Here is a 13929-nt window from a genome sequence, read left to right on the forward strand (position 1 = left end):
CTTGTGCAGCCTCGATGCGCCCGGCACGCTCAGCGTCGGGATTGGCCCTGCAAGCCGACATTGCGCAAAAAAGGCTCGCGCTGCTGCACGCTCATGCCGCCGTAGCGCCCCGATTGACGCATCAGCTCATCGAGCTGCGGATCACGGATCACGCCCTGCGGGTTCACCACCAACCGCACCGGGGTCGTCGCCGTGCCCGATGGCACCACGTTGCTTGCCAATTGCATGCCTGCCACCGATGGCGTACCCAGATTGGAATACGCCGTCCAGCCCAGCGCGACGGCCGCCGTCAGCGACGCGAAACCCGCTGCGAGCTTCCAGTGCCGCACCGAGCCGTTGGCGGCTTCCGTCGCATGCGCCTGAACATTCACCACGGGCTCTGCATCAGCAGCCAAGACCACGGAGGGGCGCTCCTGGGCAATCCGCGCGCGCAGCCCCTCCAGCATGGAAACATCCAGCGCAGGCATGGCGTCCACGCCACGCATCACATCGCCGATCACGTGATAGGTCTGCCACGATGCCCTGCCTTCATCGGTGCGCGCATAGGCCAGCGCCTGTGGGCACTCATGGCCGGGCAGTTCACCGTCGGCCAGCGCCGACAGGCATTCACGCATTGATACTTCATCGTTCATGGTGTCATTCCCATTGAGCCAGCTTCACCACCATCACCAGCGCTTGCCCGACTGGCGCTCCAGCAAGGGCTTGACCTTGGCCGAAATCGCCTCGCGCGCACGGAAAATCCGCGAACGCACCGTACCTATGGGACAAGCCATCACCTGCGCGATCTCCTCATAGCTCAAGCCTTCGATCTCGCGCAAGGTCACCGCCTGACGCAACTCCGCCGGAAGCGCCTCAAGCGCCAGATTGACGGCTTGCGCCACTTCCTGGGCTGCAAGCACGGTTTCAGGCGTTTCGTCGGTGGTTAGTTCACGGGTCAGCACAGAAGTTTCATCATCGTCCTCTGCGGCCCCGCGCAAGGCGCTTTCCGTGATCAAAGGGTCGCGCTTGAGGTCCATGAGCGACTTTTTCGCCGTGTTGACTGCAATCCGATAGAGCCAGGTATAGAACTGCGCATCACCACGGAACTGATGCAGGGCGCGGTACGCGCGTAGAAACGTCTCCTGTGCAATATCCTGCACCAGATCCACATCACGCACCATGCGTCCGATCAGGCGTTCGATGCGCCGCTGGTACTTGATCACCAGCAGCTCATAGGCATGCTGGTCGCCCGCGACCGTGCGCTCCACCAGTTGCAGGTCGCTGTTGGGCGGGTCGCCGGGCTCCTGTCCGGGGTTCATGCTCTACCCCTCGCGGCACGATCGGCCGCCAGGGCGCGGCGCAAGCTGGGCCAGCGCTGCGGCAGCAGGCCCTGCTCAAGCCACAACCATTCACTGGCACCGCCTTGCCGCTCTACACGCAGCAACAGGCTGGACTGAAGGTCCAGGCACACCCGGGGCGACAGGCAATGCTCCCGCGCCCGCCCTCCCGCCGTGATCCACCAGCCGTCACTGCCACCCCAGGCAAATGCACCGCTGCCGGTGCCACGCCACCAAGTCAGTGCGAGCACGGCGCTGACCAGCCAGGTTCCCAAACCAAGGATCCAGGGGCCGGGGCGCACCGGCTGAGCGGCGAGCCAGAGCAGCAGCACCCCCAGACCCAGCAACGCTACAGCCAGTGCTGCGCGCGCGAGCACCCGGGGTCTGGAAAAAGGATAGCTGACTGCAGGTGGCAGGTATGCGGTATCGCGCATCTGGAATCGCTTGGGCAGCCCTGTCCGGCTCCCTAACCGGCGCTCGTGTCACACACGCCGGAACACCAGCGTGCCATTGGTCCCGCCAAAGCCGAAGTTGTTCTTGACGGCGATCCTGAGCGCCATGTCACGCGCCGTGTTGGCACAGTAATCCAGGTCGCACTCCGGGTCCTGATGGGCCAGATTGATCGTCGGCGGCACCTTCTGTTCGCGCAGCGCCAGCACGGTGAACACGCTTTCGATGCCACCCGCGCCACCCAGCAGGTGGCCCGTCATGGATTTGGTGGAGCTCACGACCACCTTGCGCGCCGCATCGCCCAGCGCCGCCTTGATGGCGTTGGTTTCATTGATGTCACCCAACGGCGTGGAGGTGCCGTGCGCGTTCAGATAGTCAACCTCGTCGGCGTTGACACCGGCATTGCGCAAGGCCGCGACCATCGCCCGGCGCGGGCCGTCCATGTTGGGCGCCGTCATGTGGCCGGCGTCGGCGCTCATGCCATAGCCGGACAGCTCGGCGTAAATCCTTGCGCCGCGCGCCTTGGCGTGCTCGTACTCCTCGAGCACCATGACGCCGGCGCCCTCGCCGAGCACAAAACCATCGCGGTCCTTGTCCCAGGGGCGCGAGGCCGCCTGCGGATCGTCGTTGCGCGTGGACAGTGCCCGCATGGCCGCAAAGCCGCCTACGCCGAGCGGCGAGACGGTGGCCTCGGTACCGCCGGCGACGATCACATCGGCATCACCGTATTCGATCTTGCGCGCCGCCTCGCCGATGCAGTGCAGGCCCGTCGTGCAGGCCGTCACCACCGACAAATTGGGGCCCTTGAAGCCAAAACGCATGGACACATGCCCCGCCACCATATTGATGATGGATGCCGGCACAAAAAACGGCGTGATGCGCCGGGGGCCGCGGCTGGCGAGTTCGGCATGGGTGTCTTCGATCAGCGGCAGGCCGCCGATGCCCGAGCCCACGATGCAGCCTATGCGCTCGGCCAGTTCCTCGCCGAGCGCTTCGCCCGTCGGCAGCCCCGCATCAAGCACGGCCTCGTCGGCTGCGGCGACACCGTAATGGATGAAGGTATCCATCGTGCGCGCTTCCTTGGGCGTCATGTAGGCGTTGAGATCGAAACCCTTGACTTCGCCCGCGATGCGGCAGGAAAACGCCGAAGCGTCAAACCGGGTGATGGGACCAATGCCGGAGCGGCCGGCAAGGATGTTGGCCCAGGCCTCACGCACCGTGTTCCCCACGGGAGTGACACAGCCCAGACCAGTCACGACGACGCGACGTCGGCTCATGCGTTCAGCTTTCCAAAGTTGCGCCGCAGGGTCCCCGCCAGTTGCGGGGTGCGGCAAAGCGGCGTTTATGCCTTCTGGTGGGTATTGGCGTAGTCGATGGCGTTCTGCACCGTGGTGATCTTCTCTGCGTCTTCGTCAGGGATCTCGATGCCGAATTCATCTTCCAGCGCCATCACCAGCTCGACCGTGTCCAGCGAGTCGGCACCCAGATCGGCCACGAAGGCTTTTTCATTGGTGACCTGGGACTCTTCCACGCCGAGTTGCTCGGCGATGATTTTCTTGACACGTGCTTCGATATCGCTCATGGGGGGTTCCCTCTGGGGGTTGTGAACAGAGTGGCGATTCTAGCTGCAAGGGGTAACGCACCCAAAGGCACGGCAGCCAAGTCGCCGCGCATTACATGTGCATGCCGCCGTTGACGTGCAATTCCTGCCCGGTGACATAGCCCGCGCCATCGCTGGCGAGGTAAGCCACGGCCTGCGCGATGTCCTCGGGACGGCCCAGCGCACCCAACGGAATCTGCGTCAGCAGCGCCTGCTTCTGCTCCTGCGGCAGACTGGCCGTCATGTCGGTGGCAATGAATCCCGGCGCCACGCAATTGACGGTGATGCCGCGGCTGGCCAGTTCACGCGCCAGTGCGCGGGTCATGCCGGCCACGCCGGCCTTGGCAGCTGCGTAATTGGCCTGCCCCGGGTTGCCCGAGGCGCCCACCACGCTGGTGATGCTCACGATGCGCCCGAAGCGCTGCTTCATCATGGGGCGAATCACCGCGCGGCTGACGCGAAATACCGCCTTGAGATTGGTATCGATGACCGCATCCCATTCATCATCCTTCATGCGCATCGCAAGCTGATCGCGCGTGATGCCGGCGTTGTTCACCAGCACATGCAGGCCGCCATGCTCCTTGACGATGGCATCCACCAGCGCCAGCACGGCCGCGCCATCGGTCACATCCAGCGACACGCCCTTGCCGCCCTGCGGCGCCAGCGCCGCGCTGATGCGCGCCGCGCCGTCCGCCGTGGTGGCGGTGCCGATCACGGTGCAGCCACGCGCCGCCAACTCGGCTGCGACAGCGGCGCCAATGCCGCGGGTGGCGCCCGTCACCAGCGCAATACGGTTGGCATCGGGTGCGTTCATGCGAGCATCTCCTTGATTTCAGCCAGCGACGCCGGATCCTGCAAACAGGCGCTGGCCAAGGTCGCATCAATGCGCTTGACCATGCCGGAAAGCACCTTGCCCGGGCCGCACTCCACCACATGCGTCATGCCACGGGCCTTGATGGCCTGCACCGTTTCCACCCAGCGCACCGGGCCGAAGGCCTGGCGGTAGAGCGCATCGCGGATGGCGCCGGCGTCCTGCTGCACCAGCACATCGACGTTGTTGATCACGGGAATCTGCGGCGGCGCCAGATCAAGCTGCTCCAACGCCGCCTTGAGCTTTTCCGCCGCCGGCTTCATCAGACTGGAGTGAAACGGCGCCGAAACCGGCAGCGGCAGCGCCCGCTTGGCCCCTGCCGCCTTGAGCACCTCGCAGCCCTTGGCCACGCCGGCAACCGTACCGGCAATCACCGTCTGCGCCGGATCGTTGAAATTCACCGCCTCGACCACCTCGGCGGAACCGGCGCCAAAGCTCTCGCTGGCTTGCGCGCAGCCGGCCATCACCTGCCCTGCGGGCAGGCCGAGAATGGCGGCCATCGCACCGGTGCCCACCGGCACCGCGTCCTGCATCGCCTGGGCCCGCAGGCGCACCAGCGGCGCAGCTTGCGCCAGGGTGAGCACCCCGGCCGCCACCAGTGCGGAGTATTCACCCAATGAATGCCCGGCCAGCACCAGCGGCAGCGCGCCACCCTCGGCGCGCCAGACGCGCCAGGCCGCCACGCCTGCCACCAGCATCACCGGCTGGGTGTTGGTGGTGAGCGCCAAGGCTTCCTTGGGGCCAGCGTGGATCAGCGCCGCGACGTCCTCGTGCAGCGCATCGGAGGCCTCGGCCAATGCCTGCGCCACCACGGGATGATCGCCCCACGAATCGAGCATGCCAACCGACTGCGAGCCCTGGCCCGGAAAGACAAATGCAAAAGGAGATGGCATCGAAAATATCAATCAAATCGGCCGCTAGCGCCCTTTGAATGGGCGCTAATAGCTACATTTTTACAAGCAAAGAACCCCAGGTGAACCCACCGCCCACGCCTTCCAGCAGCACGTTCTGGCCGGGTTTGATCTGGCCGGCGCGCACCGCCACGTCGAGCGCCAGCGGCACCGACGCGGCCGAGGTATTGCCGTGCTCGGCCACCGTTACCACCACCTTCTCGGGCGGCAAGTGCAGGCGCCGCGCGGTGCTGAGCATGATGCGGATATTGGCCTGGTGCGGCACCAGCCAGTCGACCTCGGCCTCGGTCACGCCGGCTTTGGCCAGCGTCGCATGCGCGGTTTTCTCCAGCACGCCCACCGCCAGCTTGAACACCGCCTGACCGTCCATCTTGAGCAAGGGATCGCCCAGGATGGCGCCACCCGAGACATGGCCGGGCACGCACAGCAGGCCGACATGCTGGCCATCGGCGTGCAGATCGCTGGCGAGGATGCCGGGCGTCTCGGACGCCTTGAGCACCACCGCGCCCGCGCCGTCGCCAAACAGCACGCAGGTCGTGCGATCGGAAAAATCGAGGATGCGGCTGAAGACCTCACTGCCGACCACCAGCGCCGAGCGCGCGCTGCCCGCCTGCACCATCGCATCGGCCACGGCCAGCGCGTAGATGAAGCCGCTGCAGACCGCTTGCACGTCAAACGCCGCGCAGCCATTGGTGATGCCGAGCTTGTGTTGCAGGATCGCCGCGGTCGATGGAAACACCATGTCCGGCGTCGAAGTGGCCACGATGATGAGATCGATCTCGTCGGGCGCAGTACCCGCCGCGTCCAGGGCCTGGCGCGCCGCATGCAGCGCCAGGTCGCTGCTGGCGACATCGGGCGCCGCGAAATGCCGGGCGTGGATGCCGGTGCGCTCGACGATCCAGGTGTCGGAAGTTTCAACGCCGCGCCGCGCCAGTTCGGCCGCCAGTTCGTCGTTGCTGACTCGGCGCGGCGGCAGATAGCCGCCGGTGCCGGCGATGCGGGAATAGCGTCTCATCAAAGTCCAGGAGAGGCGTTGCTTGCGGGTTCGGGCGAAATATCCGCGGCTGCCAGCAAGGGCGCCGCACGCGCAACCTGGGTGCGCACGCGCTCCAGCAGGTCATTGCGAGCCGCATCATACGCGCGCACCAGCGCCTGTTCGAACGCCAGCGCATCGGCAGAACCGTGGCTCTTGAACACCAGGCCACGCAGACCGAGCAGCGCAGCGCCGTTGTAGCGCCGGTGATCCATGCGTTTTTTGAGCGCAGATAACACTGGATAAGCGACGATAGCGGCTAATTTTGTGAAAATATTGCGGGAAAACTCTTCCTTGAGGAAACCGCCAATCATCGAGGCCAGCCCCTCTATGGTCTTGAGCGCGACGTTGCCGACAAAGCCATCGCAGACCACGATATCGGCGCTACCCTTGAAAATATCGTTGCCCTCGACGTTGCCGACGAAGTTCAAGTCGCCCCGGGCGGCCGCGGCGCGCAGCAATTCGCCGGCGCGCTTGATCTCCTCGCTGCCCTTGATCGCTTCCTCGCCCACATTGAGCAGCCCCACCGTGGGCCGCGGGTCGTTCTTGAGCACCGACACCAGCGCCGACCCCATCACCGCGAACTGCAGCAGGTGCTCCGCGCTGCAATCCACATTCGCTCCCAGATCCAGCACCGTAGTGGCGCCGCCCTGCGCATTCGGGATCTGCGTGGCAATGGCCGGGCGATCGATGCCATCGAGCGTCTTGAGCAGATAGCGCGCCGTCGCCATCAGCGCCCCGGTATTGCCCGCCGACACGGCCGCCTGCGCCGCGCCATCCTTGACCTGCTGGATCGCCACGCGCATCGACGAATCGCGCTTGCGCCTGAGCGCCTCCTCCACGGAATCGTCCATGCCCACCACCTGGCTCGCCGCCACCGGCGTGGCACGTTCGTGCGCGAAAGCCGCCAATGCCTGCGGCTGGCCCACCAGCAGCAGCCGGGCGTCCGGATGGCCATCCAGAAAGCGGCGGCACGCAGGCAGCGTGACAGACACGCCGTGGTCACCCCCCATGCAATCGACAGCCAATGTGATCATTCTTCAATTCGTGTTCAATGCAGCCGCCTAGTGTAGGCCGCTGCCACAACGACAAAAGCCCGCGCTACCGTCACGTAGCTGCGGGCCTTGAGGCACAACCAATGCAGCAGCGCCATAGGCGCCGGGCATCAGACTTCGGCGTCGTCGCCCTTGGCCTTGATCACCTGGCGCCCACGGTAGTAGCCGTTGGGGCTGATGTGATGGCGCAAATGCACTTCGCCGGTGGTCGGCTCAAGCGCCGTGCCCGGCGCCTTGAGCGCATTGTGCGAGCGATGCATGCCCCGCTTGGAGGGCGATTTCTTGTTTTGCTGAACGGCCATGGTGGGCTCCTGGTGTCTGGGGGAATCGGGCCAAGCGCTCAGCCCGTCAAAGACACAAGCGCAATTACGCGAAACCAAGGATTGTAAATCATTCGGTGCATTTGCCCAAGCATCAGTTTTTGGGCTTGTGCATCTGCAGCCCGGCCAGCGCCGCAAACGGGTTGTTGGCGGGCGCCGGTTCGGGCGCCAGGTCTTCCTCGCCCGCACTCATTTGCACCGGCACCGGGCATTCGTCGTGGCGCGGCACCAGCGGCAAGTCCAGCAGCAGCTCATCCTCGACCAGCTCGCGCAGGTTGAATTCGCGCGACAGCACCAGCACATCTTCCTCGCTCTCGCCATCCTGCGCCTCTGCCGTTACCTCGTCGTGCACGAAGCGAAACAGCCGATCGACCTGCAGCGGCACATCCATCGGCTGCATGCAGCGCTGGCAGACCATAGGGAACGTCGCCTGCGCCTTCAGATGCAGCCACGGCTGCGGGCTGCTTCCGAGCCGGTCGCGCAATTCGCCCTCTGCAGACCAGTCGACATACAGCTCCGGGTGCAGCTTGTGCGCGCTCTGCGACAGCCGCTTGTACTTGAGCAATGAATCATGACTGGCAAGGCGCGCCTTCGCCTGCGCGAAGGCCTTGACGTCAAGCCGGTCAGCAGAGAACTCCTTGGTCATGAAAGCAGTGTAAGAGAATCAAGGCATGACGCAAGCAGTTCGCATTTCACACCCGCTGATCCTCGGTTCGACCTCGCGCTACCGGCGCGAACTGCTGCAGCGCCTGGGGCTGACGTTTGAGGTCGTCGCGCCCGAGGTGGACGAAACGCCGCTGCTCGGCGAAGCGCCGCGTGCGCTGGCACTGCGCCTGGCGAGCGCCAAGGCACAGGCGGTGGCTTCGCAGCACCCGCAGGCGCTGGTGATCGGCTCCGATCAGGTGGCGGACCTGGCCGGTGAGCCCCTGGGCAAACCGGGGAGCCACGAGCGCGCCGTGCAGCAGCTCACGCGGATGAGCGGCCAGAGCGTCGTGTTTCACACCGCTGTCACCGTGGCATGCCAGGCCAGCGGCTTTGCGCAAACCGATCTGGCACCGGTGCGCGTGCGCTTTCGCCCACTCTCGCCTGGAGAAATCGAACGCTACCTGCGCGCAGAGCAACCCTATGACTGCGCCGGCAGCGCCAAGAGCGAGGGGCTGGGCATCGCGCTGCTGGATGCGATTGAAAGCGACGACCCGACGGCCCTCGTTGGCCTGCCGCTGATCCGCGTCTGCCGCATGCTGCGCGCTGCCGGGATGGTGCTGCCATGAGCCGCCCGACGCCGCCCGGCACGCTCTGGCTGGTGCCGACGCCGCTGGACTTCGGCTGTGAGCCGCTGGCACCGCTCACCGACGTGCTGCCCGAGGCGACGCTGCAGCGCGCCGCCCAGCTCACGCACTGGATTTGCGAGAACGCAAAGAGCTGCCGCGCCTATCTGAAGCGCGTCGCGGAGCACCTGCCGCTGGCCGCGCCGCTGCAGGAGCAGCAGATCACCGAGCTGCCGCACGCGGTCCACAAGAAAGGGGACCATGCGGGCGGCTTTGACGCTCGCCCGCTGCTCGCGCCGCTGCTGCAGGGGCATGACCTGGGGCTGGTGAGTGAAGCCGGCATGCCTGCCGTGGCCGACCCGGGCAGCGCGGTGGTGCGCGCCGCGCACGACGCGGGTGCGCGCGTGGTGCCTCTCGTGGGCCCGGTCTCGCTGCTGCTGGCGCTCGCGGCCAGCGGCCTGAACGGGCAGAACTTCGCCTTCATCGGCTACCTGCCGCAGGATGCGGCCGAGCGTGTGAAGCGGATCCACCAGTTGGAAGCCCTGGCCCTGAAACACGGCCAGACCCAGGTTTTCATTGAAACACCGTACCGCAACACCGCACTCTGGAGCGCTCTGCTGCAGCACCTGCAGCCGGGCACCCGACTGGCATGCGCCAGCGGCCTGACGCTGGCACAGGCCCGGGTGCACTGCAGGCCGGTGAGCGCCTGGCGCAAGGCGCACGATGGCGCGGTGCCACGTCTGCCCACCGTGTTTGCCATCGGAGCCTGAATGCAAGACGTCCTCTTCGAAGCGCGCGGCCCGGTCGCGCTCATCACCCTGCAGCGCCCGGCGCAACGCAATGCGGTGCACCGCCCGATGGCGGACGCGCTGCGCTCGGCTTTCGAGCGCTTCGAGGCCGACGACAGCCTGCGCGTGGCGGTGCTGCATGGCGCGGGTGGGCATTTCTGCGCCGGTGCAGACCTTGCCGCGGTGGCCGACCCGCGGCTGCGCAACGAGCTCGATCCCGCTGGCGGCCCGAACGCACCCATGGGACCGACCCGCATGGCGCTGACCAAACCGCTCATCGCCGCCATCGAAGGGTATGCGGTCGCTGGCGGGCTGGAGCTGGCGTTGCTGGCCGACCTGCGCGTGGCGGCCGAGGATGCGCAACTGGGCGTGTTCTGCCGCCGTTGGGGCGTGCCGCTGATTGACGGCGGCACGGTGCGTCTGCCACGCCTGATCGGCATGGGCCACGCGCTCGATCTGATCCTCACCGGGCGCGCCGTGGGCGCCGCCGAAGCGCTGTCCATGGGCCTGGTGAACCGCGTCGTTGCGCACGGCGGCGCCTTGGCCGCTGCCGAAATGCTGGCACGCGAGCTGGCCGCCTTCCCGCAGCGCTGCATGCTGGCCGACCGTGCGTCGGCCTATGCACAGTGGAATCTGTCAGCGCCCGAGGCGCTGTGCCAGGAAGGGCGCCTGGGCGTGCCCATCGTGGCGGCCGAAGGTGCCGCTGGCGCGGCGCGTTTCACGCAGGGGCATGGCCGGCACGGAGCGGCGGACAGCGGGCGCTGAACGCCGCCCGGCTCGCGCGCCCGGGCAGTTCAGCGCAGCAGTGGTGCGCTGCGCAGCGCCTGAATCGCCCCTGCGCCCAGCGCCGCACCAAAGCGGCGCGCCAGGCGCTCGGCGAAGTTGTCGCGCTGGGTGTAGTCCACGATGTCCTCGGCCTTCACCACCTCGCGCGCGACATAGTCCAGGCTGCCAAGCTGGTCCGCCAGGCCCATGGTCACCGCCTGCTGGCCGGTCCAGAACAGCCCGCTGAAGGTCTCGGGCGTGATTTTCAGGCGGTCGCCCCGACCCTTTTTCACGACATCGATGAACTGCTGGTGGATCTGCTCCAGCATCTTCAGCGCATAGGCGCGCTGCTCCTCGGACATCGGGCTGAACGGATCAAGGAAGCCCTTGTTGGCGCCAGCGGTGAGCAAGCGCCGCTCCACCCCCAGCTTGTCCATAGTGCCGGTAAAACCAAAGCCGTCCATCAGCACGCCGATGGAGCCGACGATGCTCGCCTTGTCCACATAGATGGCATCGGCGGCCGAGGCGATGTAATAGGCTGCCGAGGCGGCGCTTTCCTCGACCACGGCGTACACCGGCTTGTCGTGCTGCTTCTTCAGACGGAAAATTTCGTCGTTGATGATGCCCGCCTGCACCGGGCTGCCACCGGGCGAATTCACCAGCAGCACCACCGCCTGTGCGCCTGCATCGTCAAACGCGCTGCGCAACGAAGCCACCACGCCGTCGGCACTGGTCGGCCCGTCCGCGGCGATCTCGCCCTTGATGTCTATCACCGCGGTATGGGGTGTGCTTTTGGCAACGCCGGTGAGGTCGCGCGTGGAGCTGGAGATGCCCCACACGATGGCCCCCAGGATCGCCAGCCACAGCAGACGCCAGAAGATGCGCCAGCGCCGCGCGGCGCGCTGCTCGGCCACGGTGGCGAGCACGAGCTTTTCCAGCACCTCGCGCTCCCAGGGGTCTGCGCGGCCAGCGTTGTCCGTCTTTTCTGCTTTGTTTTCAGTAGCTGACTGCGCCCACAGGTCGGGCGCTACAGGCGGTTTTTGCTCCAAATCCTGGGATTCGGGGCGATGGGCATCGGTCATGGAATCACGCGCTTTGCGGTTGCAGCAGCGCGGCAGTATGCCAGTACACCCTGCCCGCTTCCTCGGTGGTGGTGATCCTGGTCAGCGGCCCGCGCCCCGGGCCTCCGACGCAGCAACCGGTATCGGGCTCGAACACCGCGCCATGCGTGGCGCAAACCAGCAGCTGGCCGGTGATGTCGAAAAAATGCCCTTCGCGGTAGTCCAGCTCCGTCCAGACATGGGTGCAGCGGTTCAGGTAGGCCTGCACCTGACCCCGCCAGCGCACGGCGAAGGCGCGCAGCTTCTCGCCGCGGTAGACCACCTCAAACGCGACACCGGTGCCGCCGTCCACCAGTTCGCTGCTGGCGCACAGAAAAATGCGTTCACTCGGGGCGGCTTCAGGCATCACGCATGCTCCGCCAGCCAAGCATCGAGCCGCGCCACCGTGGGGGCGACGAACAGCGGCGAGAGCGCGGCGAAGCCTTCGCTGTCGTGCGCGCCGTAGGCCACGCCCACGCTGGCACAGGCGGCGTTGCGCGCCATCTCCAGGTCGTGCGTGGTGTCACCCACCATCAATACGCGCTCGGGCGGCAGGTCAAATTCGGCCATCAGCTCCTGCAGCATCAGCGGGTCGGGCTTGCCCGCGGTTTCATCGGCGGTGCGCGAGGCGTCGAACACGCCCTTGAGCTGCGCGCTGGCCAGTGCCTGATCGAGCCCGCGGCGGCTCTTGCCGGTGGCCACGGCCAGCAGGTGGCCGCTGGCTTTCAGGTGCTCCAGCATCGGCAGCACGCCGTCAAACAGGCTCAGGTCGTCCTGGTGCTGCACGTAATGCACGCGGTAGCGGTTGGCAAGCTCCGGGTAGTGGCTCGGTGGCACATCGGGCGCGGCGCGCGCCAGCGCCTGCGGCAGCGCCATGCCTATGACCCAGGCAGCGGCCTCGGGACTGGGCACGGCGCCGCCCACGTCGCGTACGGCCTCCTGGATGCAGCGCACGATGAGCTGGGTGGAATCAAACAGCGTGCCGTCCCAATCGAAGGCGATCAGGTCAAAGCGGCGGGAAAGGGTAGTGGTCATGGAGGTGGGAATGCCGCAAAGGCGGCCAATTCAGCCGGAAGTTCGGCCTGCAGTTGCACGCGCTCGCCAGTGACCGGGTGGTCAAACTGCAGCCGCCAGGCGTGCAGGAACATGCGCGGCAGGCCGAGCTTTTTCAACCGCTTGTTGAGGTCGAAGTCGCCGTATTTTTCATCGCCCGCGATCGCGTGGCCCTGGCTTGCGAGGTGCACGCGGATCTGGTGCGTGCGCCCGGTCTTGATCGTAACCTGCAGCAGGCTCATCGCGGGCAGCCCCTGGGCATGGCACGCGTCCATCACCCTGGCGCGCTTGACCAGCGTCACCGCGCGCATGCCATCGGGGTCTTCAGCCGTGGTGGTGCGCACGCGCCGCTCGCCATCGGGCTGCAGGTACTTGTGCAGCGGGGTGTCGATTACCTTGAGCTTTTCCGGCCAGGTGCCGATCACCAGCGCAAGATAGGTCTTGCCCGTCGCCCGGTCTCGAAACTGCTCCTGCAGGGCCGTCAGCGCCGAGCGCCGCTTGGCCACCAGCAAAATGCCGGAGGTCTCCCGATCCAGCCGGTGCACGAGCTCCAGGAATTTCGCCTCGGGCCGCGCGCGGCGCAGCTGCTCGATCACGCCAAAACTCACGCCGCTGCCGCCATGCACCGCCACGCCGGCGGGTTTGTTCAACGCGATGAGCCAGTCGTCTTCCATCAGGATGGGGAATTCACGCGCCGGAGCAAGCGGCGCCCCGACAGGTTTTTCGACCACGCGCACCGGCGGCAGACGCACCTGATCGCCCTCGGCCACGCGCGCATCGGCGCTGGTGCGGCCCTTGTTCAGGCGTACCTCGCCGCTGCGGATGATGCGGTAGACATGGGTCTTGGGCACTCCCTTCAGATGACGCAGCAGGAAATTGTCCAGCCGCTGCCCGCTGGACTCGGCGTCCACCTGCAGCAGCCGGGCGGGCGCGGCGCCGGATGGTTTGCCCTCTATAATTGCCGTCACCTGTGTGGAGAGTGTGTAAGTGGTTGAAGTGGCTGAAGTTTAGTGGCCACCCGCCCAACCCGTCGCACAGGCTGGTGATGCCACCGGGAGTTGACGCCTTTGCAGGCGCCCGTCCGGCGGGCTGTCGCATCGACATACAGCATACGGAATTCAAGGCTGGCCAGCGCTCTACCCGAGCGCGGCGCCAGCGGATCAAAGCGAAATCATGTGGGTGGTTCTGACGTGGATCTGGTCGCACTGGCACGGGCGCGAGCCTGTGTTTTTTGTGCCAAAAACGCCTGAACCGCTTGCCTGGCGGGCGCGAGCAGCTTCTGAAATCATAGTGAAGCCCCTGCCTCTGCCTTTCGCCCACCTCCACGCCCCACCCTTGCGCCCGCGCAGCTGATTGCTCTGCGTGGGCCGCGGCGAGTGCGCGGCTTCCGTTCCTGTCT

General features: G+C 66.4%; 18 protein-coding genes. 3 read left to right on the forward strand and 15 right to left on the reverse strand.

The window, feature by feature from the left end:
- Window positions 1-29: 29 nt before the first annotated feature.
- The 11 genes from ABS45_RS05970 to ABS45_RS06020 form a co-directional block, all read right to left on the reverse strand.
- Window positions 30-632, reverse strand: a complete 603-nt coding sequence (locus ABS45_RS05970) for a sigma-E factor negative regulatory protein (RefSeq protein WP_291554083.1) — start codon at window positions 630-632, stop codon at window positions 30-32.
- A 33-nt stretch (window positions 633-665) separates the two neighbouring features.
- The gene (gene rpoE / locus ABS45_RS05975; RefSeq protein WP_291554084.1) at window positions 666-1298 is read right to left on the reverse strand and encodes an RNA polymerase sigma factor RpoE; all 633 of its coding nucleotides are present in this window, start codon (window positions 1296-1298) and stop codon (window positions 666-668) included.
- Window positions 1295-1750, reverse strand: coding sequence for a hypothetical protein (locus ABS45_RS05980; protein WP_291554086.1), 456 nt, complete (start codon window positions 1748-1750; stop codon window positions 1295-1297). Before ABS45_RS05980 ends, rpoE begins: the two co-directional genes overlap by 4 nt.
- A gap of 48 nt (window positions 1751-1798) precedes the next feature.
- Window positions 1799-3043, reverse strand: coding sequence for a beta-ketoacyl-ACP synthase II (gene fabF, locus ABS45_RS05985; RefSeq protein WP_291554088.1), 1245 nt, complete (start codon window positions 3041-3043; stop codon window positions 1799-1801).
- 65 nt (window positions 3044-3108) lie between these two features.
- Window positions 3109-3348 (reverse strand): acyl carrier protein, encoded by a 240-nt coding sequence (gene acpP / locus ABS45_RS05990; RefSeq protein ID WP_003058049.1) that lies wholly within the window; start codon window positions 3346-3348, stop codon window positions 3109-3111.
- Window positions 3349-3439: 91 nt separating this feature from the next.
- Window positions 3440-4180, reverse strand: a complete 741-nt coding sequence (gene fabG, locus ABS45_RS05995) for a 3-oxoacyl-ACP reductase FabG (protein ID WP_291554090.1) — start codon at window positions 4178-4180, stop codon at window positions 3440-3442.
- A complete protein-coding gene (fabD, locus tag ABS45_RS06000; protein WP_291554092.1) occupies window positions 4177-5130 on the reverse strand; it encodes an ACP S-malonyltransferase in 954 nt (317 codons plus the stop codon). The genes fabG and fabD overlap by 4 nt, the downstream gene beginning before the upstream one ends.
- 52 nt (window positions 5131-5182) lie before the next feature.
- Complete coding sequence (locus tag ABS45_RS06005) at window positions 5183-6163, reverse strand: beta-ketoacyl-ACP synthase III (RefSeq protein ID WP_291554094.1); 981 nt, start codon at window positions 6161-6163, stop codon at window positions 5183-5185.
- Window positions 6163-7218, reverse strand: a complete 1056-nt coding sequence (gene plsX, locus ABS45_RS06010) for a phosphate acyltransferase PlsX (RefSeq protein ID WP_291554096.1) — start codon at window positions 7216-7218, stop codon at window positions 6163-6165. Before plsX ends, ABS45_RS06005 begins: the two co-directional genes overlap by 1 nt.
- 128 nt (window positions 7219-7346) lie before the next feature.
- On the reverse strand, window positions 7347-7538 hold the full coding sequence (gene rpmF / locus ABS45_RS06015) for a 50S ribosomal protein L32 (RefSeq protein ID WP_291554098.1): 192 nt from the start codon (window positions 7536-7538) through the stop codon (window positions 7347-7349).
- Between the two features lie 112 nt (window positions 7539-7650).
- Complete coding sequence (locus ABS45_RS06020) at window positions 7651-8202, reverse strand: YceD family protein (protein ID WP_291554100.1); 552 nt, start codon at window positions 8200-8202, stop codon at window positions 7651-7653.
- Between the two features lie 25 nt (window positions 8203-8227).
- Here ABS45_RS06020 and ABS45_RS06025 point away from each other — a divergent pair, with 25 nt between their 5' ends.
- The 3 genes from ABS45_RS06025 to ABS45_RS06035 are packed head-to-tail and all read left to right on the forward strand — an operon-like array spanning window position 8228 to window position 10377.
- Window positions 8228-8827 (forward strand): Maf family nucleotide pyrophosphatase, encoded by a 600-nt coding sequence (locus ABS45_RS06025; protein WP_291554101.1) that lies wholly within the window; start codon window positions 8228-8230, stop codon window positions 8825-8827.
- Complete coding sequence (locus ABS45_RS06030) at window positions 8824-9594, forward strand: SAM-dependent methyltransferase (RefSeq protein ID WP_291554103.1); 771 nt, start codon at window positions 8824-8826, stop codon at window positions 9592-9594. Before ABS45_RS06025 ends, ABS45_RS06030 begins: the two co-directional genes overlap by 4 nt.
- Window positions 9595-10377 carry a crotonase/enoyl-CoA hydratase family protein gene (locus tag ABS45_RS06035; protein WP_291554105.1) on the forward strand — a complete coding sequence of 261 codons (783 nt, stop codon included), beginning with the start codon at window positions 9595-9597 and terminating at the stop codon, window positions 10375-10377.
- A 29-nt stretch (window positions 10378-10406) separates the two neighbouring features.
- Here ABS45_RS06035 and ABS45_RS06040 read toward each other — a convergent pair whose 3' ends face one another.
- From ABS45_RS06040 to ABS45_RS06055, 4 genes are read right to left on the reverse strand one after another with little or no spacing between them, the layout of a single operon-like run.
- Window positions 10407-11459 carry a S49 family peptidase gene (locus tag ABS45_RS06040; protein ID WP_291554107.1) on the reverse strand — a complete coding sequence of 351 codons (1053 nt, stop codon included), beginning with the start codon at window positions 11457-11459 and terminating at the stop codon, window positions 10407-10409.
- A gap of 4 nt (window positions 11460-11463) precedes the next feature.
- Window positions 11464-11844 carry a Rieske 2Fe-2S domain-containing protein gene (locus tag ABS45_RS06045; RefSeq protein ID WP_291554110.1) on the reverse strand — a complete coding sequence of 127 codons (381 nt, stop codon included), beginning with the start codon at window positions 11842-11844 and terminating at the stop codon, window positions 11464-11466.
- Window positions 11844-12512: an HAD-IIIA family hydrolase gene (locus tag ABS45_RS06050; RefSeq protein WP_291554112.1), complete on the reverse strand. Its 669-nt coding sequence runs from the start codon at window positions 12510-12512 to the stop codon at window positions 11844-11846. Before ABS45_RS06050 ends, ABS45_RS06045 begins: the two co-directional genes overlap by 1 nt.
- The gene (locus ABS45_RS06055) at window positions 12509-13498 is read right to left on the reverse strand and encodes an RluA family pseudouridine synthase (protein WP_291554114.1); all 990 of its coding nucleotides are present in this window, start codon (window positions 13496-13498) and stop codon (window positions 12509-12511) included. The genes ABS45_RS06050 and ABS45_RS06055 overlap by 4 nt, the downstream gene beginning before the upstream one ends.
- Between the last annotated feature and the right edge of the window lie 431 nt (window positions 13499-13929).

This window comes from Comamonas sp. SCN 65-56, from assembly GCF_001724135.1.
Classification (GTDB): domain Bacteria; phylum Pseudomonadota; class Gammaproteobacteria; order Burkholderiales; family Burkholderiaceae_C; genus Comamonas_C.

Bases quoted from the DNA above. Each gene is read 5' to 3' on its own strand.
- ABS45_RS06045 (WP_291554110.1), bottom strand. From the start codon at position 11,844: ATGCCTGAAGCCGCCCCGAGTGAACGCATTTTTCTGTGCGCCAGCAGC.
- fabD (WP_291554092.1), bottom strand. From the start codon at position 5,130: ATGCCATCTCCTTTTGCATTTGTCTTTCCGGGCCAGGGCTCGCAGTCG.
- fabF (WP_291554088.1), bottom strand. From the start codon at position 3,043: ATGAGCCGACGTCGCGTCGTCGTGACTGGTCTGGGCTGTGTCACTCCC.
- ABS45_RS06030 (WP_291554103.1), top strand. From the start codon at position 8,824: ATGAGCCGCCCGACGCCGCCCGGCACGCTCTGGCTGGTGCCGACGCCG.
- ABS45_RS06040 (WP_291554107.1), bottom strand. From the start codon at position 11,459: ATGACCGATGCCCATCGCCCCGAATCCCAGGATTTGGAGCAAAAACCG.
- ABS45_RS06020 (WP_291554100.1), bottom strand. From the start codon at position 8,202: ATGACCAAGGAGTTCTCTGCTGACCGGCTTGACGTCAAGGCCTTCGCG.
- plsX (WP_291554096.1), bottom strand. From the start codon at position 7,218: ATGATCACATTGGCTGTCGATTGCATGGGGGGTGACCACGGCGTGTCT.
- rpoE (WP_291554084.1), bottom strand. From the start codon at position 1,298: ATGAACCCCGGACAGGAGCCCGGCGACCCGCCCAACAGCGACCTGCAA.
- ABS45_RS06005 (WP_291554094.1), bottom strand. From the start codon at position 6,163: ATGAGACGCTATTCCCGCATCGCCGGCACCGGCGGCTATCTGCCGCCG.
- ABS45_RS06050 (WP_291554112.1), bottom strand. From the start codon at position 12,512: ATGACCACTACCCTTTCCCGCCGCTTTGACCTGATCGCCTTCGATTGG.
- acpP (WP_003058049.1), bottom strand. From the start codon at position 3,348: ATGAGCGATATCGAAGCACGTGTCAAGAAAATCATCGCCGAGCAACTC.
- ABS45_RS05980 (WP_291554086.1), bottom strand. From the start codon at position 1,750: ATGCGCGATACCGCATACCTGCCACCTGCAGTCAGCTATCCTTTTTCC.
- ABS45_RS06025 (WP_291554101.1), top strand. From the start codon at position 8,228: ATGACGCAAGCAGTTCGCATTTCACACCCGCTGATCCTCGGTTCGACC.
- fabG (WP_291554090.1), bottom strand. From the start codon at position 4,180: ATGAACGCACCCGATGCCAACCGTATTGCGCTGGTGACGGGCGCCACC.
- ABS45_RS06035 (WP_291554105.1), top strand. From the start codon at position 9,595: ATGCAAGACGTCCTCTTCGAAGCGCGCGGCCCGGTCGCGCTCATCACC.
- rpmF (WP_291554098.1), bottom strand. From the start codon at position 7,538: ATGGCCGTTCAGCAAAACAAGAAATCGCCCTCCAAGCGGGGCATGCAT.
- ABS45_RS05970 (WP_291554083.1), bottom strand. From the start codon at position 632: ATGAACGATGAAGTATCAATGCGTGAATGCCTGTCGGCGCTGGCCGAC.